The following is a 24,634-nucleotide window of genomic DNA, read 5'->3' on the forward strand; positions in this document are numbered from 1 at the left end:
TTCATTTCGACACGGGAGGTGAAATTCCTGTGTTATTTTGTAGAAAGCTGTTGTCAAATAAAAGAACCGCTCCCAGATGGAAGCGGTTCTCTTTTTGTGAGCGTTCTGTTAGCAAACGTAGCCTGCTGCGTCGAGGACTTGAGCCGCCAGTTCGCGCTTGATCGCGGTGGTGTTTTGCGGGGTGTAGCGGGTGAGTTTCTTGAGGATCGACAGCTGGGTTTTCAGCATGTCGCCTTCTTCCATCGCCGCGAGGGTTTCGCGAGCGGTGATCTCGATGCGTGCGAACGCATCGTTGACGAATACTTGGGTCATCGCCACTTTCAGCTTTGCCTTTTCTTCGCCGTCTTTCTCCAGTTGCTTCTTCGCGCGCAGCAGCGCGGATTCAGCCGCATAGATCTCGATGATGATGTCTGCGAGGTTGGAGAGGATCTCTTGTTGCTTGTCGAGTTGCATTTGGTACTTCTGAACTGCGTAGCCGCCTGCGAACAGGAAGATCTTCTTCGCTTTTGCGATCAGGTCGGTCTCGACAGCCAGAGCTTCGGACTCGTCGATGATGGACGGCATCAGCATCATCAGCTCGCCTTGCAGCGCTTGTGCAGCTTGCAGCAGCGGCAGTTCGCCTTTCATCGCTTTCTTGACGAGGGTGCCCGGGATCAGGAGACGGTTGATCTCGTTGGTGCCTTCGAAGATGCGGTTGATGCGGGAGTCACGGTAGAACTGCTCAATCGGATACTCTTGGATGAAGCCGTAGCCGCCGTGGATCTGCACGCCTTCGTCGACGACGAAGTCGAACGCTTCGGAACCGAAGACTTTGGAGATGGAGCACTCGATTGCGTATTCAGCAATCGCTGCGGTGACCGCTTTGCCGTCGAGCAGGTCGACGCCGTCCAGCGCTTCGTCGATCTGGCCGCCGAGGCGGTAGATCAGGGACTCCAGCACGTAGGTGGAGATGTTCATTTCCGCCAGTTTCTTTTGGATCAGCGGGAATTTGGCAATCGGGGTGTTGAATTGCTTGCGGTCAAGCGCGTACTGGGAAGACAGTTCGATCGCTGCTTTGGAGGAACCGACGCAGCCTGCTGCCAGCTTGTAACGGCCGATGTTCAGGATGTTGAAGGCGATGTGGTGGCCTTTGCCCACTTCGTAGAGCAGGTTTTCGACCGGCACGGCCACGTCTTCGAGGATCAGCGGACGGGTCGAGGAGCCTTTGATGCCCATCTTCTTCTCTTCCGGACCGGTGGAGACACCGTTGAATTCTTTCTCGACGATGAACGCGGAGAACTTGTCGCCATCCACTTTTGCGTAGACGACGAATACGTCCGCAAAGCCTGCGTTGGTGATGAACTGCTTGGTGCCGTTCAGCACGTAGTGGGTGCCTTCTGCGTTCAGGACTGCGGTGGTCTTCGCGCCCAGTGCGTCAGAGCCCGAGCCCGGCTCGGTCAGGCAGTACGCTGCGATCTTCGCGCCCGATGCGAGATCCGGCAGGTACTTTTTCTTTTGGTCATCGTTGCCGAAGAGGACGATCGGCAGGGTGCCGATGCCGACGTGCGCGCCGTGCGACAGGGCAAAGGAGCCGCCTTTTGCGAACGCTTCGGTGATGACGGTGGAAGAGATCTTGTCGAGGCCAAGGCCTTCGTATTCTTCCGGCACGTCTGCTGCCAGCAGGCCGAGGTCGCCCGCTTGACGGAGCAGTTTCAAGGTGAGGTCAAAGTCGAGTTTTTCGATCTCTTCACGACGCGGCACCACTTCGCCGGCGATGAAGTCAGCCGTGGTTTTGAAAATCATCTTTTGCTCGTCGTTCAGGTCCTCCGGGGTGAAGATGTCAGCCGGGGATGCGGACTCGACCAGGAAGGAGCCGCCGCGTTTTTTCGCTTTCAATTCGCTCATTTGAATAACCTCCTCAAATTTGGGTTTTACAGAAGTTCGAAGACGCCTGCCGCGCCCATACCGCCGCCGACACACATCGTGACGAGGCCGTATTTGCCATTGCGGCGACGCAGTTCGTTGATGATTTGAACGGTGAGTTTCGCACCGGAGCAGCCGAGCGGATGGCCGAGCGCGATCGCGCCGCCATTGACGTTGACTTTCTCCGGGTCCATGCCGAGCTCGCGGACGACGTACGCCGCTTGCGAAGCGAACGCTTCGTTGATCTCGATCAGGTCGATGTCGTCGAGGGTCAGGCCAGCCTGTTGCAGCGCTTTCGGCACAGCGACGACCGGGCCGACGCCCATGATGTCTGCGTCGACGCCGCCGACTGCAAAGGAGACAAAGCGAGCGAGCGGCTTGATGCCGAGCGCGTCCGCCTTCTCGCGGGACATGACGACGACGGCTGCCGCGCCGTCGGACGTCTGCGAGGAGTTGCCTGCGGTGACGGTGCCTTTGACGTGGAACGCGGTGCGCAGCTTGCCGAGCGCTTCCATGTTGGTGCCCGGACGTACGCCTTCGTCGGTGTCGAAGATGTACTCTTGCACGACTTGCTTGCCGTTGTCATCGACGGTCACGTGACGGACCGGGACCGGGACGATCTCGTCTTTAAATTTGCCTTCCGCAATCGCTGCGGCCGCTTTTTCGTGGGAGCGGACGGCAAATTCGTCTTGCATCTCGCGGGTGATGCCAAAGCGGGATGCGACGCGCTCTGCGGTGTGACCCATGCCCATGTAGATCTCCGGCAGGTTGTCGACGAGCCACGGGTTGAGCGAGACTTTGTTACCGGTCATCGGTACGAGCGACATGCTCTCCGCACCGCCTGCGATGATGGTGTCAGCAGAGCCGCCCATGATGCGGTAGGCTGCATCGGCGATGGTTTGTAGACCCGATGCGCAAAAACGGTTGACGGTCACGCCGGCGACGGAGCTCGGGAGGCCGGCGCGCATCGCGATGATGCGCGCCATGTTGAGGCCTTGCTCCGCTTCCGGGATGGCGTTGCCCATGATGATGTCTTCAACCTCGGCCGGATCAAGCTCCGGCACGCGGTTGAGTGCTTCGCGAACGACGAGCGCGCCGAGATCATCCGGACGCACGTTTCGCAACGAACCTTTATGCGAACGACCTACAGCTGTACGGACAGCCGATACGATCACTGCTTCACGCATTCTGTTCCCCTCCTCGGAAGTTTCCTGGTTTGTCTGCTCCTAGTTGCGGAGCGGTTTGCCTTTGGTCAGCATGTATTGCATGCGTTGTTGCGAGAGCGGCTCGCCGCACAGCGAGAGGAATGCTTCACGCTCAAGGTCGAGCAGATACTGCTCGGTGACTTCGGTGCCTGCGGTGACGCGACCGCCGGTGATGACCGATGCGATCTTCTCCGCGATCTTCACATCGTGGTCGGATGCGTAGCCGCTTTCTTTGAGGGTCAAAGCGCCAAACTTCAGCAGAGCAAAGCCCGTTTCGCCGACGACTTTGATCTTCTTTTGGATCGGCGCGACGTAGTTGTCGGCCATCGACAAGACCGCTTGCTTCGCGTCGTGAAGCAGGAAGTCTTGGTTTACGGTCATCGAGTCGGAGCGGCGCAGGTAGCCGAGCTTTTGCGCGTCGCGGAACGAGGTGCCGACCTTCGCCATCGCGATGGTCTCGAAGGTGCGGGTGACGCCCGCTTGCAGGTCGCCGCCGGCCGGGATGTTTTCGATGTTGCGCAGCAGCAGTTCTTTGTTGCCGCCGCCGCCCGGGAGCAGACCGACGCCGACTTCGACGAGACCGAGGTAGGTTTCCGCCGCGCCGACCACTTTGTCAGCCGGGAACACGACTTCGGCGCCGCCGCCGAGCGTCAAGCCGAACGGTGCTGCCACGACCGGTTTGTCGAGATATTTGAGCGCCATCGTCGCGTTTTGGAACTGGCGGACGATGAGGTCGAGGTCTTCCCAGTTGTCGTCTTGCGCTTCCATCAGGATCATCATCAGGTTGGCACCGACGCAGAAGTTCGGCGCTTGGTTGCCGATGACGAGACCGCGGAAGTTTTTCGAGACTTCTTGTGCCGCGTAGTTCATCATTTGCACGATGTCCTGACCGATCGCCATGTTGAGGGAGTGGAACTCGAGAGCTGCCACGCCGTCGCCAAGGTCGATCAAAGACGCGCCGGTGTTTTTCTTGATCAGCTTGCCTTGCTCTTTGAGCGCCGCCAAGGAGATGTTCTCCTTCTTCTCTTCGATGCCTTTGAACTCACCGCTGAGCGTGTAGAAGGATTTGTTGCCGATCTCTTCTTCATAGAAGGAGGTCTTGCCGGATGCGAGCAGGTTTTTCACGAATGCCGGAACGGTATCGCCTTCTGCTTCCATGCGCACCACCGATTTGGCGACACCGATCATGTCCCACAGCTCGAACGGACCGACTTGCCAGTTGAAGCCCCACTTCATCGCCTTGTCGATGTTGACGATGTCGTCTGCGATCTCGCCGACTTTGCTCGCGGAGTAGATCAGCGTGCGCTTGAGAACGCTCCAGATAAATTCGCCGGCAGCGTCTTGGCCGTAGACCAGAGCGCGGACTTTCTCTTTCAACGTCTTTTGCATCTTCGCCGCTTCGAGGGAAGCCGACTTGAGCTTTTGACGCGGGCGGTATTCCAGCGTGTTGTAGTCGAGGGCGAGGATGTCCTTGCCTACTTTTTTGAAGAACCCGGCTTTGGTCTTGGCACCGAGCATGCCGTTCTCAACCATCTTTTGCATGAAGTCCGGGATGACGAACACTTCTTTTTCGGATGCATCATCGACCGAGTTGTACACGTTGTTGGAGACGTGGACAAACGTGTCGAGGCCGACGACGTCCAGCGTGCGGAAGGTCGCCGATTTCGGACGGCCGAGCACAGGACCGGTCAGCGCATCGACATCGTCGACGCCAAGGCCGCGCTCGATCATCTCTTGCACGGTGACCATCAGGCCGTACGTGCCGATGCGGTTGGCGATAAAGTTGACGGTGTCCTTCGCGTAGACGACGCCTTTGCCGAGACGTTTTTCCACAAAGTCATCCATAAATGCGAGCAGTTCGGCATCCGTATCCGGACCCGGGATGATCTCGAGAAGTTTCATATAGCGCGGCGGGTTGAAGAAGTGCGTGCCGAGGAAGTTCTTGCGGAACTCTTCGCTTCGACCTTCTGCCATCGCCGTGATCGACATGCCAGACGTATTGGAGGAGATGATCGTGCCCGGACGGACCGCTTTCTCCACTTTTTCAAAGACTTGTTGTTTAACGGCGAGGTTTTCGACGACGACCTCGATCACCCAGTCCACTTCGGCCAGGCGGTGCAGGTCGTCTTCCAAGTTGCCGACTTCGATCAGCGCGAGGTTGTCGTTGTCGTACAACGGAGCCGGTTTTTGTTTGAGCAGGCCGTCACGGCCGCGTTTTGCATAGAGGTTGCGATCTTGTTCAGGGTCTTTCGGCACAATGTCGAGCAGCAAGCTCGGAATCCCGACGTTTGCCAGATGTGCCGCGATGCCGGCACCCATGACGCCTGCACCGAGTACCGCTGCTTTGCGGATCTTACGTTCCATCTGCTATGCCCTCCTTCGTCTCGTCCACAGTTACTAAGATGTGTATGGTGCGGACCTTGCCAATATCTCAGTCACGTCAATCCGATCTTCTCCAACCAAACGGTTGGTCGATGGACAACACAACATTGACTGTTCAGTCTAAACTTCTAATACATGATATTCTGCAAGCAAAAAAAAAATCCTCCTGCTCTTTCGATTTTTTCTGACATTCTGCCTCTTTTTTTCGAAATGGGGGCATTGGTAGGTTTATAGTCTTCCAGAACTGGCAAGTCTAGTGGCAGAGAGCTACAGAAACTACCAGTTGCGGAGGTTGAGAGATATGAACGTGAACAAAATGATGACTCTGTTCTTCAGCTTGATCCTGGCACTGACTTTTACTTCGACGGGAGCGATGGCCGCTCCGGCGAGCACGATCGGATTCTTTACGGTCGGTGAGGCGGATACGGGCGTGTTTTACGGGCCGATGTTGCCGGCGGTCGAGACGACGATCCTGAAACAACCGTTGCCGGCGCGCAGCGGAAGCGAGAATCTGCTGGGCAATCTGTTAACGATGGTGCCGGCGACTCTCCCCTATCAAGTGCAGGCCGGCGATTCGTTGTATGTGATCGCGGCGAAGTTTGGGACGGATATTGCGACGTTGCAGCAGATGAACAACATTCAGGATGCTGCTTTTCTGAAGATTGGGCAGGAGTTGGCGATTCCGAATCAGGAGAAGAAACAGATTGATTCCGGGCATAAGATTAAGAAGATCCTGTCGGCTGATTTGACGGCGTATACGGCGGGGCCGGAGTCGACCGGCAAAAGTCCGGGGCATCCGGCGTACGGGATCACGGCCAGCGGGGCGTATGTAAAGGACCATCATACGATTGCGGTCGATCCGCGGGTGATTCCGATGGGGACGAAGGTTTATATTGAAGGAATCGGGATTCGGGTCGCGGAGGATACGGGCGGTGCGATTAAAGGGAATCGGATCGATGTGTATATGAGCGATTTGAATGCAGCGATTCAGTTTGGGTATAAGCGGGATATTAAGGTGTATGTGTTGGAGGAGGAAGAAGTAACTGCATAGAGGGGCCGGGAGGCGGGGGATGGGTTGGTTGTCCTTCGTCTTTTGGGCGGTATTTTATAGAAGGAAGTCGGTGAGTTGGGGGCTGAGGGCTGGGTGGTGGGAAGTGCGGGGGTATTGCCTGCGGGTTCATGCGATAGGCTCCTGCTTCGGTGGGTTGAGGGCTGTGGGCCGGGTGGTGGGAAGTGCGGGGGTATTGCCTGCGGGTTCACGTGAAAGGCCCCTCCTTTTGATTAGGTTTTTGATGGTGAGGAGGGGCCTTTCAATTTCACCTCTCCGGCATTACCCCCACCCTTCCATCGCTGACTGGCATCCAACGTTGAAGTTCAAGGGCAAGGGCAAGGGCTTTTTGCTTGTGCCCGCGTTGGGTGTTTGACGTTGGCTGGGTGGGTGGGGATATGCTGGAGAGGGGCCCACGACGGGAACCCGGAAGCATGTCCCCACCCGCCCCTACTACTCAACCCCCTACAAACAAAAAGAGGCCTCTCGGCCTCAACCCACCCTTCGACATTTTCCCGGGCAATAATCGTATTCACGCACTCCGTGTCGACTCGCCCTCTCTTTCGCCACCACCAACACTAACACCTTCACCAACCAAACTCACTTTCGCAACAAACACTTCATGCGCCAACACGCGCACTCTCTTTCCTTTTTCCACATCGGTCATCAAACGACCCGGGCAATACAGCCGAACTTTCTCTGCACCCTGTACCAACGTGATCTGATACATCAACCCGATATACGGCATCTCTACCCGGCTGACCGTTTCGACCGCCCCGGTGTACAGGTCCATCTCTTCCGGCTTCTCTTCCAATTTTGCTACAGCAGCAAAATACATCGCCACCAACATCGTATTCGTATACGCCATCGTATTGAAAACGATCACCGCTATGCCAACACCGACAGCAATCCCCATTGCCATCCAGCGTACTTGTTCACCCATGATCAGCTGCCACACGACAGTCGCCACCACCGCCAACAAAACGGTCGCAGCCACTCCAATCGTCTTTCGCAATCGATCTCTTTTACCTTGCCATACCACTGCATGTTCTTTCACTCCATCACTCCTCCCTTTTTACCCGTCTACATAGTAACAGTTACTGACCATTATGCCATCCCCTCTGCAAAAATTCCTTGCAAAAAAAGTACCATCACAAACAAAAAGCTCACTCGACGGTGAGCTTTCCTTCCAGACCGGGCTCCGGCGTGCCTGGAGTGTCTGAAAAATATGAAAATGAACCCTTCTTGTTCAGCTTGAATTCTACGTCGGTGCTTTCGCCGCTGTTCAGGTTATGTGTGAAAATATAGTAGTCCGGTATCACCAGATTATGTTTTTTCTTGCCTTTGTTCGTCACGTGGATCTTGATCGAAGTATCAACTTTCCCCGTGACGGTGCTCGGTTGCATGCCGGTGTCGGTGATCACAATGTTTGTCACCGATCTCTTTTCGGCGTAGACGTAGCCAACGCCCGCCCCGCTGACGACGGCCACCAACCCCACGAGGCCCAAAATCACCCATTTCTTCAAATTCATCACCTCCGCTTCTACTTTGCGCCATTCCCCAGCCTCTCATGCATTCATACATGATCGTCCGTCGCTTGACCGCTTCAAAGCACAACGGCTATGATGATGAAAACAAATTCCAAGTCTTTCCCGGAGGTTGCCAACATGACACAACGCATATTTCAGTTCAACTCGCCTGTCAAAGTACGATTCGCAGAAACGGACGCCAACGGGCACATGAGCCACGTCTCCATCGTCATTTATATGGAACAAGCCCGTACCGATTATCTGGCTGCTCTGGGCATTTTTGATCAAGAGCGCATCCAACGCACCAAAACGACGTTCGTGCTCGCCAAGCAGAGTGTGGAATATCGAAACCAAGCTTATTTTAATGAAGATCTCGATGTGACTTGCGGTGTGACCCGCATCGGTTCGTCGTCGCTGGATATCGACTATGAGATCTACAACCGAGCAAACGGTCGGTTGATCGCCACCGCGTCCTCGACGATCGTTCACTTCGATATCAAAGCACAAAAAAGCGCCCCGTTGCCCGCCGATCTGCTCGAACTGATCGCCAAAGTCGAAGGAAGCTCCACCACTTGCTGATCGGCTGCCTGTTTCAGACAAAAGAAAAAGCCCCTTTCGTCATCTCGGCGAAAGGGACCACCTCCTACTAGGAAACGGTATGCACACAGCACCACGCATTCCCTAAGACGTATTTTGTCTAGCGATACAGACGATACGAACTTACTTGAGAACTTCGATCTGACCTTCGCCGCGCTTGAGCAGCTTCGGATAAACAGTGCCCGGCTTCAGGACTTCGAGCAAGTAGTTGATTGCCACTTCCGGGTCCACCGTGTCGCCGCAGGTGTAGCAATCCATTGCAGCAAACCCTTTTTCCGGGTACGTGTGGATCGAAAGATGAGACTCGGACAGCAGAACCAGTACAGTCGCGCCCTGCGGCTCGAACTGTTGTGCTTGCACCGACAACACGGTAGCCCCCGACTTTTCAGCCGCCTTGACCATGTGATCTCTCAAAAAGTCTGCCTTATCAATCAAATTAAAGTCGATACCCCATGCGTCTACAGCACAGTGTCTCCCGAACGTAGAGTATTCCAACATCTACATCGGCCCCCTTCCCATCAAACAATTTTTGTCATTGTTCGCTAGGACCTGCGTCAATCACTAGGGGGAAGGTTAGTCCGATGAGGTCCCAACCCTTTTCAGTGATTCCTGGTTCCTATTGTTATTGACTCGACAGCAAAGAGAATATCACGTTTCGAGACGGACTTCAATAGGTTTTAGCAAAGTTTTTGGGCGAGGTCTCTGCTAATTTCTTTCAGACATGCATAAAGTCGGATTTTGTCTAATCTAGACGAATAAATATGCGTTTTGTCTCTTTTTGGTGCATAAACGTCCATCTTGCAAAGACAACGCTTCCTGCTGTTTTGTGGGCGTGATCTCCAAAGAAAGTATACGACACGAGACCCTCACACGTGCCGGGTTTGTGTACCTTTACAAAAAAAATGCCCTCGACCACAGGCGGTCGAGGGTATTTTTGCACGATTACGGGTTGACGGTGCCCATCGTGACGTTGCTGGTGGTGGTGGACGACCATTGGCCGGTCGCTTTCACGCGGTACCAGGAGACGTCGTAGCCGGTGGAGCCGTACGTTTTTTGGTCCACGACGGTGCCGGTCGGCGAGAGCAGCACGACGTCGTCGCCCGCGTTGTTAAACACGGAGGACGGTTGGTAGACGTAGTAGCCGCCCGCTGCGATGGTGGTGCCGGCCGGGATGGTGTACGCGGCGCTGCCGCCGTTTTGAATGTCGTCGATCTTCCAGCCGGAGAGGTCGACGGCGGTGGTGCCGGGGTTGTAGAGTTCGACGAATTCTTTGGTGTACTTTTTGCTCGGGGCCGGCAGGATCTCGTTGATCAGGATGTTCGCGACGGTGCCCGGAGTGCCGCCGCCCGTATCACCGCCGCCAGGAGTCGAGCCGCCGCCGCTCTCTTTGGTGGTGTAGGTGGTGCCGTTGACGGTATAGTGGACGCCGTCGGTGGAGGTGAGGATGACGTCGCCGTCTTTGATGGTGCCGTCGCTGTTTTCGGTCTGGTAGACCTTGCCGTACGGGGTCAGGCGAGAAACGACTTCAGGAGCCGGGTGCCCGTAGGAGTTTTGGCCCAGCGAAATGATCGAGACGGACGGTTTGAGCGTGTCGACGAAGAATTGGTTGGACGAGTGCGAAGAGCCGTGATGGTCGACGCGGTAGACTTCGATGGAACCGACTTTCGGCGCGACGGAGGTCTCGATGTCCGCATAGCCGTAGCCGCCTGCGCTGTTCCAGTAGTTGGCGCCGGAAAGGTCGCCCGCCACAAAGTAGTCGAGTTCGCCGTATTTGACTTTCAAGGCGATGGAATTGTCGTTTTCATTGATGACAGTGACGCCCGATGCGGTGTCGCTGTCGAGGTCGCCGATGGAGACGACTTTGACGCTCATCGACGCGCCCATGTTGATCAGGTCGTTCTCATAGATGCGGGTGCGCTTGGCGTTGTTCGCCGCGTTGGTCACGTAGTCGTAGTACGTTTGGTAGAGCGTCGAGTTGTACTCGTAGCGGTCGCCGCCACGGTCGTAGGTAGCCGTCTTGACGGTGACGCCGTAGTTTTTCAAGAGATTGACATAGTCGCCCATGTGATCGGCGTGATAGTGCGTGACGAGGATGTAGTCGAGGTTTTTGTGGCCGAGCACCGTCTGAATGTAATCGGCGATCTTGGCTGCGCTGGACTGGTTGACGTCGACGAGCAGCGATTTGCCTTCCGGTGAGACGATCAAGGTCGCATCGCCTTGGCCGACATCGATGGAGCCGATGTGCAATTGGCCCGGTTGCCAAGCGACCGGATTGGCCGCCGATACGGTTTGTTCACCAGACGGCGCGTAACCTGCGGACATCCCGAAGGTGATCGCCGCTGCCAGCGCGAGAAAGCCGGCCTTGCGGATCAGAGAACGAAACATGTGGTGGTAACCTCCTGTTTTTATAAAAGATAGATGAGAGCGTACGAGTACTACTTCGAAACCGAGCACCAAAATCCTTTAAAAATTCGGAATAGTGTTTTATAGTTCTTTATCCCGAATCGTGCGAAACTTACATTTCCCTGTTTGAATCCGCCTGTGCAGAAACGGTCATACTATCTGCGTCAGAAGACAGCTCCCAAGGAGGTGCTTGATTCGATGGACAACGAACGCGGCAATGTCAGCGCTTCGGTGGACGAGTTCTGCCAGCAGATCTGGGACCGCTATGAGAACAAGCCGGACATCATCCCGGCCGAGGTGACGATCAACAACGTCGGCACCGGCATCGTCGCCCGTGTCGATGAAGACGGGCTGTATTTTGAGGCGAACGGCGAGGAGTTTGACATGGAGGAGTTCTTCATGGAAAACAACCTGGCGTCCGATACCCTCGGCTTCCAATCGTTGCAGTGATCAAACGGTCTGGCAAAGGGAACCCCGGCGCGTCGTGCAGCCGGGGTATCGTTCGTTATTTCGTAACGAACGACGTACCGTTGATGGTGTAGTTGGTGCCGTTGGTGGACAGCAGGATGACGTTGCCGTCCTTGACTGCCCCGGATGCGGTCTCGGTCTGGTAGACGCGGCCGTATGCCTGCAGACGGGAGACGACGGTGGACACCGGATGGCCGTACGTGTTGTAGCCGACGGAGATGATCGACTGTTTCGGCTTCAAGGTGTCGACGAAGTATTGGTTGGACGAGTAAGACGCACCGTGGTGGTTGACGCGGTAGACTTCGATGGAGCCGACTTTCGGTGCGACGGCCGTTTCGATGTCGGTGTATTGGGACGTGGTTTGGCCGGAGAGGTCGCCTGCGACGAAGTAGTCGAGGTTGCCGTAGCGGACGGTCAGCGCGATGGAACGGTCGTTTTCGTCTTTGGTGAGGATGCCGGACGCTTGGTTCGTGGACGGGTCGCCGACGGAGACGCATTTGACGGTGACGGAGCCCATGTTGACGTAGTAGCCTTCACGCATTTGCACGCGCTTTGCGTTGTTGGCGGTGTTTGTGACGTAGTCATAATAGGTTTGGTAGAGGGTGGAGTTGTACGCGTATCGGTCGCCGCCGCGGTCATAGGTAGCCGATTTGACGGTGACGCCGTAGTTTTTCAAGAGGTTGACGTAGTCGCCCATGTGGTCGGCGTGGTAATGGGTGAGGACGATGTAGTCGAGGTTTTTATGGCCGAGGACCGTTTGGATGTAGCTGGCGATCTTCGATGCGCTGGATTGGTTGACGTCGATCAGCATCGACTTCCCTTCCGGCGAGACGATCAGGGTCGCATCACCTTGACCGACGGAGATCGAGCCGATGTGGAGTTGACCCGGTTGCCATCTGACAGGGTTTGCCGCTTCCGCCGTGTGAACGCCGGTGCCGGTGATCGCGGTGGCGCCGAAGACGAGCGAGAGCGCAAGCACGACTTGACCGATCTTTTGGATCATTGCACGAAACATTGTAAAGATTCCCCCCAGAACGAAAATTTTTATTACATCTGCAACTCCACTATACTAAAAAGGTACTGATTTTTGTTTGAAAAGACGAAAATTTTACGAAAAATTTTCGCTGAAAGCATGAAAAAACCCCGAGAGGCAGGCTCTCAGGGTTGTATCGTTCGTGTTTGGATTAGTTTTGCTCGACCGCGAGGCGGTTCAATTTCATGAACAGGGTCGGGCCCGCTGCTTTGATGCGCTCGATCAGTTCATCGTCGAGGACGGTGCCTTGGGCTGCAAGGACTTGTCCCGCGTCGTCCGTGAGGTCGGCGCTGAGCACTTTGCCGCTCAGGTAGTGCTGCTGCGGTGCGTCGGTCGGTTCCGTTGTAGCGGCCGCTTCGGTGTGGGCGGCATTCGGGAGCGGGATCACCGTGTCGTTCGCAGGGACGGTGTCTTCGTCGAGGGAGTCGCGGATGAGCGCTTCTTCCTTGATGACGATGACATCGCGACCGAACGTCATGATGTTGGAGCGGTGGAAGACGCGGATCACGTCGGCGTTTTCGTTCACCGAGAAGGAGCAGGCGGTGATGTCACCGGTGTCCGGGTCGACGTAGTATTCGTTGACGGCACCGAGGAGCTGACCTTTGCGGGACAGGACGCGGGTGCCGATCACTTTGTAATTTTTGAGAATCAGGTCACGAGCGCCGTCCACCTCGTGGAGATCGCGGATCGAGTCGGCCGATTCGATGGTGACAGCAAAATCGCCGACGCCGATGGCGGAGGCGTACGGGAGCACTTGCACGCCGATCGAGTCGAGTTCGTTTTCGACGACGAACAGGTCGATGCGGCCGGCTTCCGGGCGGATGGCCAGTTGTTTGATGCGGCCGATCTCTGCGCCGTCGATCAGGGAGAAGATTGGCAATCCTTGAATATCGGTACTGCTTTTCATGAAAAAATGCCTCCTTGCAGGCAGGGCCTGCCCTTTGTCGCGTTGGAAAGTCGGTGTGATCAGGAAGCGTATCGGAGGTGGTGAGATTCACCGCGCAGTTCGAGTTCACGGCAGCAGTCGGCCAGCTCTTCACGGAGCATGGCGACCAGTTCGTCGTCGTCGGAACGCAAGGCGGCCGCTTCGAAGTGGCGGGCGGCCTGAGCGAACGACTGACCCGCTTTCGCTTCATAGCCGGCTGCGATCTGCTCGTTCAGCCACGCTGCCAACTCCGCCCCGGTCAGCTCCGGTTCCGGAATCGGCGGGATCGAGACGTCCTCGTCAAGAGGAACTGCTTCCCCGCTCCCCGTGTCCTCGCTTGCCCGTTCGGCGATCTCTTCTAGGATCACATTCTCTTCTTCGACGAACACCTCGTCGATTTCCTTTGAAAGAACTGCGATTTCATCGGAAGTTTCTTCCTCTGCGACCACGATTTCCTCTTCAAGGACGATTTCATCGTGGGTTTCTGCTACTGCGACCACGACTTCTTCTTCAAGGACGATTTCATCGCAGGTTTCTGCTACTGCGACCACGACTTCCTCTTCAAGGACGATTTCATCGCAGGTCTCTGCTTCCGCGACCACGACTTCCTCTTCAAGGACGATTTCATCGCAGGTCTCTGCTTCCGCGATCACGACTTCTTCTTCAAGGACGATTTCATCGCAGGTTTCTGCTTCTTCGATCTCGACTTCTTCTTCAAGGACGATTTCATCGCAGGTTTCTGCTTCTTCGATCTCGACTTCCTCTTCAAGGACGATTTCATCGTGGGTATCTGCTTCTGCGACTACGACTTCTTCCATGACGATTTCATCTTGCGTTTCTGCTACTGCGACCGCGACTTCCTCTTCAAGGACGATTTCATCGTGGGTTTCTTTTGTTGCGACCTCCGCTGTGGGCGGGGTGGTATGTGGAATCTCTTCCGCGGGTTCTGCGGATGGTGTATCAATGATTTCGATGTGTGAAACCGGTTGGGTCTCGGCTCGTTGGACGACCACGGTGTGGTTGCCGCGCATGCCGAGCGCGAGCACGATGCACGAACAGGCGGCCGCGAGTGCGATCTCGTTGACGCGTTCGGCGATGACAGGCACGACCCCCATCGCACCGATCAAGAGAATGATGCCCCCCCACCCTTTTTGCCGGCGCGACCAATTGAAATGTTGCGCCGCCTCGCAGTACAGACCGATCAATGCCAACGCACAGCCAACTGCCAACGCGTAGGATATCATCTCGCTCCGTCCTCCTCTAATCTATCGGGATTTGGGCTATTCATCCTCTATCATAATCTGTAAATCCCGGTTTACGCGTGAGACAAAAGATCGTTTTTTGTCGAACACCCAAGGTCTATAGTCCTAGAAACGCGAAAAAGCACCCTGTCGCCAGGATGCTTTTCCATAGAAATCGAAGCTTATGCCATGCCCGACTTCTTCGCCCACTCGGTGAGTTGATCCGCCATCGTGTTGAACGGCTCACCATTGTTGCTGGAGTAGGAGGTCAGTTCGGAAGATTGCTTGCGGCCGCCGCCACGACGTTGACCGCCGCCAGCATTGCCACCGCGCTCGCCGCCACCGCGACGGTTGCCGCGCTGCTCGGACCCTTCCGGCTTCGGTTGGGTTTCTTTGATGGAGAGAGAGATCTTGCCGCTCTCTTCGACGTTCAGAACCTTAACTTGAACCGTATCGCCGACTTTCAGAACATCGTTGATATCGTTCACAAAGGTATGGGAAACTTGGGAGATGTGCACGAGGCCGGTCTTGCCCTCCGCCACTTCTACAAATGCGCCAAACGGTTTGATACCAGTGACTTTACCCTCAACAACAGAACCAACTTGAATCGACAACTTGCAACGCTCCTTTTATCAACACAAAAGATAGTCCCTATTATACCGTTTTTCCCACCATAACACCAGCAAAAAAATAATTTGCTTATTTTCTACCAATTTGGTATCATGAGGTATCAGCCCCATCTACAGGATTGGGCATTAGGAGGTACGCACAACATGCAAGGTACGGTAAAATGGTTCAACGCAGAAAAAGGTTACGGTTTCATCGAGCGTGAAGGCGGCAACGACGTATTCGTTCACTTCTCCGCGATCCAAGCTGACGGCTTCAAGTCCCTTGAAGAAGGCCAGCGTGTAGAATTCGACATCGTTGATGGCGCACGTGGCCCGCAAGCGGCTAACGTTACCCGTCTGTAATTTACAGAAGTATGAGACTCCCTCTCTGGGGAGTCTTTTTTGTCCCGCCCCTCCTACTCGATTCCTTCCTTTATATAAAATAGTGCAAAAGGCTCCCGCAGATGCGAGAGCCTTTTTTCGTTACGTATTTTATTGACCCGCTGCCCACCAGACGTATGCGTCTGCAAGGGTCGGGGTGACTTGGCTGACTTCTTCTTGCGGGACATCGTCCGCGACTTCACGGATGTAGACGCCGCCGTCGGTGCATGTTTTGTACGCGGTGATCAGACGTCCTTCCGTCTGCGGCAGTTCGGAGGCGACGTACTCCCACACCTTGCCCTCCACCCAGGAATAGGCGGTGTTGGCCGAGACTTGCACTGCGTCTTTTTCCGGATGCAGCAGCGAGACGGTGTCGTACAGGCCTTCGACCGCTTCACAAACATCGCCGGCGAGCACGATCACGCGGTCTTTGGAGATCTCGGAGAGCGTGTAGCCGATGTTCATCCGCTCTTGTTCGCTCAGCCCGCAGAGCACTTGGTCGAGCAAGAGCAGGTGCGCGTCGTCGAGCAGAGCGCGGGCGATCAGCGTCTGGCTTTTCGCGAGGCCGGACAGCTCGCCGACATAGCGGTCGGACAGGCGGGTCATGTGCACGTGATGCAGCGCCAACTCGATCTGCTCCGCCACGCGGCGGTCGGCGATGCTTTTGCGGCCGGCCATCACACACAGATACTCTTTGACGGTGAGGCGATGAAACGCTTCCAATTCACGCGATACATAACAGGCTTTGCTGTCCTCGCCTTGCGATTGCCCAACCAGGTGTTTGAGCAGGCGCGTCTTGCCGACGCCGCGCGGGCCCAGCACACCGTTAAAACCTGTTTGGAACTGCAACCCATTCGCTTGAATCATCATCTCAATCGCCTCCGATAGTCTATATATGTCAAAAAAGGTTTCGTCGTCAGGATTTGTATACAAAGGATTAGACGCATCGCGGGGTCTTTTGTTTCACTCCGGATGCAATTTGTTTGGCTACGTTTAGAATACGGGAAATCGATTCTGCCCCATAGTGAAGCCCGTCACTCATTTGGTCATGACCGCCGTCATATTTCGACCCTCGTCCTTCGTGACAAACGTCATGTCGACACCGTCTGCGGACAACAAATTTTTGAGAAACAGTATGAAAAGAAAGGAATTATCGGGAATTTGCGCGAATTAGAAGGGAATACTGACAACTCTGGCAGTTATTAACTCTATATCTTTCTATGCGTTTCTCCCGGCCGACTGTCGGTCTTTGCGACTCTTTCTCGAATTCTATAAGGATTGAGAAGGAGGACGATACCATGCAACCGACCAGCGGAACTTTCATTAGACGGGACCTCAGCCAAATGACACGGGAAGAACTCGAAGATCTCGATTTTCATCTGTCCAGCCGCGCGCAAGGACTTCATACGCGGATCGAACAGATGAAACGGGACATGGAAGCTTTGCAGACCGATCGCAAACAGATCAGTCTCCTGCTCTCCAAACGATGATTCCCATCGACAGAGGAGGACGCGGCATTTCGTCGCGTCCTTTTTGATTGCAACCAACGGGGAGGGCGGTATTGTGGTGCAGCCCGTACGGCGATTCGCTGAAATCTGCTTAGTTCTCGCGTTCGTTTTCGGAATCATTTCCTGCTTCTTCGCCAGCCTGTCGCAGACCCATCTGTCCCTTGCGGCCGGTCTGTGCATGCTGTCTGCTCTGACACTCTATGCGGTGCTTCTCCATCAGATCAAACGTCAATACCTCGAAACGTACGCCCAATTCGCGGCCCCGTTCGGAGAAGCGGCGGTTGCGACGAGTACGCCTTCGCTCCGTCATCTGCTCGATTCGCTCGATCTGCAGCGGCGGATGATGGAACAATTTTTTCAACAGGCGCCGTTTGGCGTGCTGATGGTCCGCCATGACGGCTCGGTCTCCTATGCCAATCCGCCGCTGATCCGGCTGTACGGCTATGATCTGGACGAGGGCGAGCATCTGATTCGCCGCGATGCAAACAGGCTGTTTGCCGACGAGACCGGAGCTTCGGCCGATCTGCTCACCCTGCTCAGTCAGACGCAGACGGCGGAGCACCTGCTCTATCTGATCCGCGCAGACGGGTCGCTTCACAACGCGCGGCTGGCAGCCTACCCGCTGCTCACCACGGAGGCGGAGCGCAGCGACGGCTACTTGCTGTTCGTGCAGGACATCTCCCCCGCCGAGCAGCTCAAACTGTTGCAGCAGCAGTGCTCCTATCTGCTCAACTCCATGAATCACGGCCTCGTCGTCATCGACTTTGGCTACACGATCACGTTCGCCAACGATGCGTTCTGTCGGATGTTTGACTATGAACTGCACGAGGTGCTCGGCGAGACGATCGACAAACTGGTCCACGAGCCGGCGGAAGGCACAGACACGCTGTCTCAGCGGCTGACCACTCTCGCGCTGGAAAGCGGTGAAAATGAGACGGCGACGATCATCCTGCCGGAGCCGGAGGGTCGGTACCGGCACATCCAGACCACCGCGACACCGATCCGCGATGAGTTTGGCAACAACATCGGCTGTCTGCTCCACTATCAGGACCGCACCACCGAGCACGAGCTGATGGAGAGCATGCGCCGTAATGACCAGTTGGAGACCGTCTCCCAGATGGCCGCGTCGATCGCGCATGAAGTGCGCAACCCGATGACATCTGTGCAGGGCTTTCTGCAATTGATGAGCCGCGAAGTCGATCCCGCCTCCACGCACTCGATGTATCTGCACGTGATGGAGGAGGATCTCAAGCGGATCAACTCGATTATCACCGAGTATCTCAATTTCTCCCGGATGGGCAGCGACTCGTTGGAAGATGTCTGGATCGGCACGCTCCTGCACAACACCTACACGTTGCTCCAGAGCGAGGCCAACCTGAAAGGCATCCAGATGGCGCTCCTGATGGCCTGCGACAACCCGCTGTTGATCGCCAATCCGAACCGGATCAAACAAGTGCTGATCAACCTCGCCCGCAACGCGATGGAAGCGATGATCGAGCAGGGAGGCGGCACGTTGACGCTGGCGCTCGACAGCACGGACGAGCACATCTCGATCACGGTCAAAGACACCGGGCCCGGCATCGACGCCTCGCATCTGGGCCGCATCTTCTCGCCGTTTTACACAACCAAAAAGACCGGCACCGGCCTTGGTCTCTATGTCTGCAAACGGATCATCGACGAACACAACGGCACGATCACCGTCACTACGGAAACGGGCGTCGGCACGACGTTTGAGATCAAGCTCCCGCGCAACCGGCTGTTTGAGATGTCCTGATCGCACTCTCTGTCAAAACGAAAAGAACCTGCCCCATCGGGACAGGTTCTTTTTTATTCCACTTCCCCGTTGCCCGCCCCTTCGACCAACGCTTCGAGACGGCCGATGTCCGGGTCGGTCGGCACCAACTCCCGGTAGCGGTCGAGATAGCCGAGCGCCTCTCGGTAGCGATTTTGCATCGCAGCCAGCAGCATCAGATTGAACACGGCGATCTGATTGCCGTCATCGAGCGCGAGGGCTTGCCGAAACCGGTCGGTGGCTTCCTCGTACCGCTCTTCCCCGGCGAGGACGGAGCCGATGTGGATCTTCAGCCAGACGTTGTCCGGGTCTTCCGCTTCCACCGAGTGCAGGCATTCCAACGCTCGCTCCGGCCGTTGTTCGCTGCGGTAAAACTCGGCGAGCACCACCCGGCTGCTCCGGCAGTCGGGCAACAGTTCGACGAGGCTCTCCAGCAGGCCGATCGCCCAGTTCATGCCTTTTCGCGCGACGTCCTCCGGCAGTCCTTCGGCGATCCAGACGCGCACGCCGTCGACCAACCGCTCGGCGAGGTCTTCCCGCTCGTCAGGCTGATCGACGAGCGCCTGCACGCCTTGAAACAACACGCTGGCCCACTCGATGTTCCGTCCGGTTTCCTCCAATTGAATCGCGTAGTTGGCGTAGACGTTCCAGTGCGGGTCGACGGCGCCCATCCCGGCTCGAAACACTTCCTCCGCCTCCGCGACCCGCCCGCACCGTTTCAGCGCGACGGCGAGGTTGCCGTAAAAAGCGCCGGAGATCGGCGACAGATCGACCGCCCGCTGAAAATACGGCACCGCCTCCGCCGCCCGATCCGACTCGCCGAGCGCCGCGCCCAATTCGATCAGCATCGGGATGTTGTCCGGGTCGATCAACAGGCCGCTCTGCAGGACGGCGATCGCTTCCTTGTGACGGCCGACCTGGCGATAGGCCGCGCCGAGGCGATGGTGCGAGGCAAATTCAGCGGGAGCGAGCCGGGCGCAATTTTCCAGACACGTGATCGCCTTCACCGGCTGCTCTTCTTGGAAATAGAGATAGCCGAGCGCGCCCCACGCTTTGTGCTGCTGGGGCAAGATCAGCAGCATCCGCTCCAGCGACTCGATGCCGACCTCCATCGGCCCCTGCCCCTCCAGCCCGTAATCGAGAGCCGCACCGATCAGTTGATCCGCGCCGTCCGACCAGTTCGGGTCGTGCTCCAACGCCTCAAAGAACAGTTCGAACGGCGCACGGGGATCTTCCTCCACCGCGCCGATCTCCATCGCCATCAAGCGGTCGATGGCGCAGAAAAACGGGGCGAGCGCTGCCCATTCGGTCGACAGTTCCTCGCAGGAGACAGCGGCCGTGTGCGCCGCCGCATGGGGCACCACTTCCTCCATCACCGCGCCGAGCAGTGTCTCCAGATACAGCCGTCCGTCGGCCAGCGAGCCGATCACCAACCGCTCCCGCTCCACACCGCTGGCCACCTCGACGAACTGCAACGAGACATGCGCCGGGTCTCCAAACTCCGACTGACCGCTGATCACGAGATCGACGTCGTACCGCATCCCGATCTCACGCAGTTCCTCACCGGACTGTTTGTCGCCCGGCACAAGAAACACCGCCTCCTCGTCCTCCGAGGAGCAATACGGGGCAAACTGGGCTTCCACATCCAAACGCTCGTCGAGGCGGAGGCTCAAGTAGCGCGGCACTTGCCGGGCCAGCGCCCCCTGCCTTCCGTCCAGAGGCGCCGTCCTGGCTCGCAACATCACACTCCACGGCACGAACAACACGCGTCGCACACAGAACTCCCCCTTTCGCCCAAATTGTAAACGCCCGACCAAAAATACTATGAATTGACAGGATTCGAAGGGATGACCGCGAATTTGAAGTATCAATAAGACCCAATTGCAAACTCAAAGGAGGGACTCATCGTTGGATCAGCACCGTCAAGGGACTCGCATCCGCTATCGTAGCGCAGTCGCCTTGCTGACCATTCTCACACTGCTCGTCGCCCTGTTCCCATCTGCCGTTCTCGCGGAAACGTACGGGATGACGCTGTCCCACAGCGCCTTTTCCGTCGGCTATGCAGGCACGACCGTCACCGTCACCGGCAGTGACAGCTTTACCTTCCGGGCGGATACCAAGGTATCGCTCTTCGATGCGAGCGGCCGCACGATGTCTGTGATCGAAGGCGTCTCCGTCCTCGACAGCAAACGGCTGCGCTTTACCTTGCAGCCAGGGCTCTCAGAAGGCAAATACACGCTGATGGTGATGAGCTACACGACCGAATTGGCCACCGTCACCGTCGCCTCCGGATACGACCCGGTCGGCGTCACCGTCACGCCCGGTGTCAACCGGGACATCCGGCTGACTTGGAGCGATCCGAACGCGCAAGGAATGCGCGAAATTGTTATTAAGTATGCACGTATCGACCAGCAATATTACCCAGTGACCAACGAAATCCGCGTTGGGCTGGGCGCACAAAAATATACGCTGAACAATTTGACCCACGGCCAAGCCTACCGCTTCAAAGTGTCGGCCCGCCGCACCGAAGCGAACGGGCAGATCGTCGAATCACCGGGCGTGGAGTTCACCAACGGCGGCCAAGGCTACAAAGCGGTGGACAAAACGCCGCCCCGCGACATCACCGATCTGTCGGCCGTCGCGATCAACAACGGCTTTGACCTGACATGGGTCGATCCGCCGGATGATGACCTCAAGCACATCACCGTGCAGTACGCGGTGCACGGCACCACCGACTGGTCGGGCAGTTACACCGTCGGCAAAGGGGCGCAAAACGCCTATCTGCAAGCGATGAACACGGCGAAGCGCTATGACCTGCGCTTCACCAAAACGGACATCTACGGCAACTACTCTTACCAGATCGACACGAAAAACGGCTACGGCTACACGTTTGACACCGAAGCGCCCGGCGGCGTGACCGGCCTTGACGTCGACGCGTCCGATACGACCGCCAACGTCTCCTGGGAAGACCCGGAGGACAAAGACTTCCATCATGTCAATGTCTACCTCGCGTCGGCCAACCCGATCTTTGACGAGACGAGCAACAGCTACCGCACCGATTGGAAGCTGATCGGCCGCGTCAACAAAGGCGTCCAAAGTCAGACGCTGACCGGCCTGCACACCAACATCGATTACCAAGTACGCGTCACCTCCGTCGACCAATACGGCAACGAAAACGACTCCCGGACGGAATTTTTCCATCCGGACAAAGAAGACCTCGACTACCTGACCGACTTCCTCACCGTCCGCCAAGAGGTGGAGGACGGCCTGCTGTTCAAGTGGGAAGACGAGGACGAATCGGTCACCGTCGATTTTAACGCGTTTAAAGTCTACTATGCCCTGCACACCGGGTCGTCCGGCGATCAGACCGGATGGAAGGCGGCGACGCTGTCCAACAAGACCGCGTCCTCCGCTTCCCTGCGCAACGTCGAAGCGGGCACGTATGATCTGCAACTGCGCTACTTCGACCGCTACGGCATCGAGCAGATCGTCGAGACGCTGACCAACGAGGGCGACGGCTGGTATATCTCCGGCCCGGAGCGCGGCGTCCCGGCCGAGGTCCGCGACGTGCGCATCCAGCCGGTCGACGGCAAGATGCGCTTGACGTGGAACGCGGCGAGCAGCACCGGCACGCACGTCGAGATCTACCTCGCCGAAAAGTCCTCGCAGCCGAACTACCGCTACGCGGGCAAAGTGCCGATCAACGATCAGTTGTTCGAGATCCCGTATCTCTCCGCGAGCCTCCAGTATTTCTTCAAGCTCGTCGTCCTCGACGAGAGCAAAGGCACCGAGTCGCGCGGCGCGATCTATGACAACTATGGCAATGGATACAACCTGACCGGCGGCGACACCTATCCGCCGGGCGAAGTAAAAAACGCATGGGTGACGGTGGAGAACAACACGCTGGTCATCACCTATGATGAACCGTCCGACACCGACTTTGAATCGGTCGAGATCGAGGTCGTCAACCTGAGCAACGGCAACGAGACGATCAAGTACCCGGTGCCCCGCACCAACGGCGGCAAGACGATCTCGCAGCTCTATCCGGGCACCTATACCGTCCGGATCAAGACCAAGGATGTCTATGGCAACACCTCTCCCGGCGTGCTGATGAACAACAACGGCGCCGGCTACCCGATCACCGCGTTCAGCGATGACAGCGAAGAGCGGCAAGAAGTGCGCTATCCGCTGGTCGTGCCGGCGCGCGGTCAATTGACCGTCCGCTTCCACGACCCGCTCGATCCGGGCTACCGCAAGGCCAAGATCTATCTGTATGAAGGCGGCAAGACCGTTGAAACGAAAGAAGTCTCGAAAGGCACCAACGAAGTCACGTTCTACAACCTGAAAACCAACCAGCCCTACCGCGTGGAGATCAAGACGATCGGCTCCTCCTGGACCGAGTCGAACGGGCTTCATCTCGGCGGCGACTTTTCCGTCCTGCCGGTCGCGTTGCCGGATGTGACCAACGGCACCGTCACGCCGGGCAACCACCGCCTGACCGTCTCGTGGCGCGACCCGGTAAACTCCTCGCCGAGCGACGTCTGGGTCGAGTACCAAGAGTACGGCTCCCAGACTTGGAGCGAACCGATTATCGTCAACGCAGGCGTGGGACTGGCTGTCCTGCCGGGCCTTGAGAACAGCAAGTCCTACCGCGTGCGGATCACCGCTGTGGAAAACGGCCTCTACGGGTCGCCGGGCTACACGTTCTCGACCTACACGACTTTCTCACCGCGTCACAGTTCGGTCGACGTCACACCTGCGAAGATCCAGTACGCGAGTTCGCAGACCTTGACCTTGATCGGCAAAAACACCCGCTTCTCCTCCGGGAACACGACGGCCGTTCGTCTCTACGACAACAAGGGCGCAGAGGTCACCTCCGTGCTCGGGTCGCCGTCGGTCCACTCGTCCGACCGGATGAGCGTCACGCTCTCCTCGGGGCTGCAGCCGGGTGTGTATCGCCTTGTCGTCGCCACCCGCGAGGACGGCGAGATCACCACTTCATTTGAAGTGTCGACGGCGACGAGCTTGCCGTCCATCGCCACGCCGAAGGAACTGACGGCCACATCCGGCTATGACTCGTTCTCCGTCACCCTGTACGGCAGCGGCTTCACCCGCGATTCCCGCGTGCAGATCGACAGCGGCACGCTGATTGCGCCGAGCTCTTACGACAGCACCCGCGTCACCTTCATGATGCCGAAAGACCTGTCGCCCGGTACGCACAAACTGCGCGTGATCACCGGCACAGCCAAGACGGCGCCGCTGGCGTTCACCGTCTTCCCGCTCGAAGCGTCGATCACCCTGACTCCTCCGAGCAGCCGCAACGGCCTGTACAAATCGGAGCTGACAGTGAAAAACCACGACGACTACACGCGCAACACGAAATTGTACGTCGTGATCCGCAAAAACGGTCATCACGTGGAAACGAAAGAGTTTACCCGCTCGCTCGGCAGCGACGAAACGGCAAAGATCAAGCTGGACTTTGGCGGCGCCAATACGCCGTATGCGAACGGCGGCGCGTCCCACATCTCGGTGGAAGTGTTCCTGCTCGACGGCTATACGCAGACTCCGCTGTCCGAATCGCTGATCATCACCAAAGATCTCAACCTGTAAAG

Annotated in this window: 20 protein-coding genes; 7 read left to right on the top strand and 13 right to left on the bottom strand. The window is 57.0% G+C overall.

The genetic code is table 11. The features are described 5' to 3' along the window. Positions 1-108 precede the first annotated feature (108 nt). From OS242_RS08135 to OS242_RS08145, 3 genes are read right to left on the bottom strand one after another with little or no spacing between them, the layout of a single operon-like run. Positions 109-1,884 carry an acyl-CoA dehydrogenase family protein gene (locus OS242_RS08135; protein ID WP_267151181.1) on the bottom strand — a complete coding sequence of 592 codons (1,776 nt, stop codon included), beginning with the start codon at positions 1,882-1,884 and terminating at the stop codon, positions 109-111. A gap of 26 nt (positions 1,885-1,910) precedes the next feature. Next, positions 1,911-3,089 carry an acetyl-CoA C-acyltransferase gene (locus tag OS242_RS08140; RefSeq protein ID WP_267151182.1) on the bottom strand — a complete coding sequence of 393 codons (1,179 nt, stop codon included), beginning with the start codon at positions 3,087-3,089 and terminating at the stop codon, positions 1,911-1,913. A 39-nt stretch (positions 3,090-3,128) separates the two neighbouring features. After that, a complete protein-coding gene (locus tag OS242_RS08145; RefSeq protein WP_267151183.1) occupies positions 3,129-5,471 on the bottom strand; it encodes a 3-hydroxyacyl-CoA dehydrogenase/enoyl-CoA hydratase family protein in 2,343 nt (780 codons plus the stop codon). Between the two features lie 319 nt (positions 5,472-5,790). On the opposite strand from OS242_RS08145, the gene OS242_RS08150 reads away from it, so the two are divergent. Then, positions 5,791-6,540: a 3D domain-containing protein gene (locus tag OS242_RS08150; RefSeq protein ID WP_267151184.1), complete on the top strand. Its 750-nt coding sequence runs from the start codon at positions 5,791-5,793 to the stop codon at positions 6,538-6,540. A 529-nt stretch (positions 6,541-7,069) separates the two neighbouring features. On the opposite strand, the gene OS242_RS08155 is transcribed toward OS242_RS08150, so the two are convergent. Then, positions 7,070-7,594 (bottom strand): hypothetical protein, encoded by a 525-nt coding sequence (locus tag OS242_RS08155; protein WP_267151185.1) that lies wholly within the window; start codon positions 7,592-7,594, stop codon positions 7,070-7,072. 109 nt (positions 7,595-7,703) lie between these two features. Continuing rightward, the gene (locus tag OS242_RS08160; protein ID WP_267151186.1) at positions 7,704-8,063 is read right to left on the bottom strand and encodes a cupredoxin domain-containing protein; all 360 of its coding nucleotides are present in this window, start codon (positions 8,061-8,063) and stop codon (positions 7,704-7,706) included. A 141-nt stretch (positions 8,064-8,204) separates the two neighbouring features. Between OS242_RS08160 and OS242_RS08165 the strand changes: the two genes are divergently transcribed. Next, positions 8,205-8,645, top strand: coding sequence for an acyl-CoA thioesterase (locus OS242_RS08165; RefSeq protein WP_267151187.1), 441 nt, complete (start codon positions 8,205-8,207; stop codon positions 8,643-8,645). A gap of 141 nt (positions 8,646-8,786) precedes the next feature. Here the strand turns inward: OS242_RS08165 and speD are convergent, their stop codons facing one another. Beyond that, positions 8,787-9,158 (bottom strand): adenosylmethionine decarboxylase, encoded by a 372-nt coding sequence (speD, locus tag OS242_RS08170; RefSeq protein ID WP_267151408.1) that lies wholly within the window; start codon positions 9,156-9,158, stop codon positions 8,787-8,789. Positions 9,159-9,605: 447 nt separating this feature from the next. Beyond that, positions 9,606-11,048, bottom strand: coding sequence for a lamin tail domain-containing protein (locus tag OS242_RS08175; protein WP_267151188.1), 1,443 nt, complete (start codon positions 11,046-11,048; stop codon positions 9,606-9,608). Between the two features lie 216 nt (positions 11,049-11,264). Here OS242_RS08175 and OS242_RS08180 point away from each other — a divergent pair, with 216 nt between their 5' ends. Next, complete coding sequence (locus tag OS242_RS08180) at positions 11,265-11,516, top strand: hypothetical protein (RefSeq protein WP_267151189.1); 252 nt, start codon at positions 11,265-11,267, stop codon at positions 11,514-11,516. Between the two features lie 55 nt (positions 11,517-11,571). On the opposite strand, the gene OS242_RS08185 is transcribed toward OS242_RS08180, so the two are convergent. The 4 genes from OS242_RS08185 to OS242_RS08200 form a co-directional block, all read right to left on the bottom strand. Beyond that, the gene (locus tag OS242_RS08185; protein ID WP_267151190.1) at positions 11,572-12,549 is read right to left on the bottom strand and encodes a ComEC/Rec2 family competence protein; all 978 of its coding nucleotides are present in this window, start codon (positions 12,547-12,549) and stop codon (positions 11,572-11,574) included. Positions 12,550-12,718: 169 nt separating this feature from the next. Continuing rightward, positions 12,719-13,474, bottom strand: a complete 756-nt coding sequence (locus OS242_RS08190; protein ID WP_267151191.1) for a PRC-barrel domain-containing protein — start codon at positions 13,472-13,474, stop codon at positions 12,719-12,721. A gap of 59 nt (positions 13,475-13,533) precedes the next feature. Further along, a complete protein-coding gene (locus OS242_RS08195) occupies positions 13,534-14,736 on the bottom strand; it encodes a hypothetical protein (RefSeq protein ID WP_267151192.1) in 1,203 nt (400 codons plus the stop codon). 179 nt (positions 14,737-14,915) lie between these two features. Next, on the bottom strand, positions 14,916-15,347 hold the full coding sequence (locus OS242_RS08200) for a S1 RNA-binding domain-containing protein (protein WP_267151193.1): 432 nt from the start codon (positions 15,345-15,347) through the stop codon (positions 14,916-14,918). Between the two features lie 159 nt (positions 15,348-15,506). On the opposite strand from OS242_RS08200, the gene OS242_RS08205 reads away from it, so the two are divergent. Next, positions 15,507-15,704 carry a cold shock domain-containing protein gene (locus OS242_RS08205; protein WP_267151194.1) on the top strand — a complete coding sequence of 66 codons (198 nt, stop codon included), beginning with the start codon at positions 15,507-15,509 and terminating at the stop codon, positions 15,702-15,704. Positions 15,705-15,833: 129 nt separating this feature from the next. On the opposite strand, the gene OS242_RS08210 is transcribed toward OS242_RS08205, so the two are convergent. After that, the gene (locus OS242_RS08210; protein ID WP_267151195.1) at positions 15,834-16,592 is read right to left on the bottom strand and encodes an ATP-binding cassette domain-containing protein; all 759 of its coding nucleotides are present in this window, start codon (positions 16,590-16,592) and stop codon (positions 15,834-15,836) included. Positions 16,593-17,020: 428 nt separating this feature from the next. On the opposite strand from OS242_RS08210, the gene OS242_RS08215 reads away from it, so the two are divergent. Beyond that, positions 17,021-17,212: a hypothetical protein gene (locus tag OS242_RS08215; RefSeq protein ID WP_267151196.1), complete on the top strand. Its 192-nt coding sequence runs from the start codon at positions 17,021-17,023 to the stop codon at positions 17,210-17,212. A 73-nt stretch (positions 17,213-17,285) separates the two neighbouring features. After that, positions 17,286-19,004 (top strand): PAS domain-containing sensor histidine kinase, encoded by a 1,719-nt coding sequence (locus OS242_RS08220; protein WP_267151197.1) that lies wholly within the window; start codon positions 17,286-17,288, stop codon positions 19,002-19,004. Positions 19,005-19,057: 53 nt separating this feature from the next. Here the strand turns inward: OS242_RS08220 and OS242_RS08225 are convergent, their stop codons facing one another. Continuing rightward, positions 19,058-20,797 (bottom strand): tetratricopeptide repeat protein, encoded by a 1,740-nt coding sequence (locus tag OS242_RS08225; RefSeq protein WP_267151198.1) that lies wholly within the window; start codon positions 20,795-20,797, stop codon positions 19,058-19,060. A 133-nt stretch (positions 20,798-20,930) separates the two neighbouring features. Between OS242_RS08225 and OS242_RS08230 the strand changes: the two genes are divergently transcribed. After that, positions 20,931-24,632: a fibronectin type III domain-containing protein gene (locus OS242_RS08230; RefSeq protein ID WP_267151199.1), complete on the top strand. Its 3,702-nt coding sequence runs from the start codon at positions 20,931-20,933 to the stop codon at positions 24,630-24,632. The last annotated feature ends 2 nt before the right edge of the window (positions 24,633-24,634 follow it).

Origin of the sequence: Tumebacillus lacus, assembly GCF_026410385.1 — a bacterium.
Classification (GTDB): Bacteria; Bacillota; Bacilli; order Tumebacillales; family Tumebacillaceae; genus Tumebacillus; species Tumebacillus lacus.

What these genes read in the sequence shown, in the direction of transcription:
- OS242_RS08135 (WP_267151181.1), bottom strand. Translation starts at nt 1,884, where the DNA reads ATGAGCGAATTGAAAGCGAAAAAACGCGGCGGCTCCTTCCTGGTCGAG.
- OS242_RS08140 (WP_267151182.1), bottom strand. Translation starts at nt 3,089, where the DNA reads ATGCGTGAAGCAGTGATCGTATCGGCTGTCCGTACAGCTGTAGGTCGT.
- OS242_RS08145 (WP_267151183.1), bottom strand. Translation starts at nt 5,471, where the DNA reads ATGGAACGTAAGATCCGCAAAGCAGCGGTACTCGGTGCAGGCGTCATG.
- OS242_RS08150 (WP_267151184.1), top strand. Translation starts at nt 5,791, where the DNA reads ATGAACGTGAACAAAATGATGACTCTGTTCTTCAGCTTGATCCTGGCA.
- OS242_RS08165 (WP_267151187.1), top strand. Translation starts at nt 8,205, where the DNA reads ATGACACAACGCATATTTCAGTTCAACTCGCCTGTCAAAGTACGATTC.
- OS242_RS08175 (WP_267151188.1), bottom strand. Translation starts at nt 11,048, where the DNA reads ATGTTTCGTTCTCTGATCCGCAAGGCCGGCTTTCTCGCGCTGGCAGCG.
- OS242_RS08180 (WP_267151189.1), top strand. Translation starts at nt 11,265, where the DNA reads ATGGACAACGAACGCGGCAATGTCAGCGCTTCGGTGGACGAGTTCTGC.
- OS242_RS08185 (WP_267151190.1), bottom strand. Translation starts at nt 12,549, where the DNA reads ATGTTTCGTGCAATGATCCAAAAGATCGGTCAAGTCGTGCTTGCGCTC.
- OS242_RS08190 (WP_267151191.1), bottom strand. Translation starts at nt 13,474, where the DNA reads ATGAAAAGCAGTACCGATATTCAAGGATTGCCAATCTTCTCCCTGATC.
- OS242_RS08195 (WP_267151192.1), bottom strand. Translation starts at nt 14,736, where the DNA reads ATGATATCCTACGCGTTGGCAGTTGGCTGTGCGTTGGCATTGATCGGT.
- OS242_RS08205 (WP_267151194.1), top strand. Translation starts at nt 15,507, where the DNA reads ATGCAAGGTACGGTAAAATGGTTCAACGCAGAAAAAGGTTACGGTTTC.
- OS242_RS08210 (WP_267151195.1), bottom strand. Translation starts at nt 16,592, where the DNA reads ATGATGATTCAAGCGAATGGGTTGCAGTTCCAAACAGGTTTTAACGGT.
- OS242_RS08215 (WP_267151196.1), top strand. Translation starts at nt 17,021, where the DNA reads ATGCAACCGACCAGCGGAACTTTCATTAGACGGGACCTCAGCCAAATG.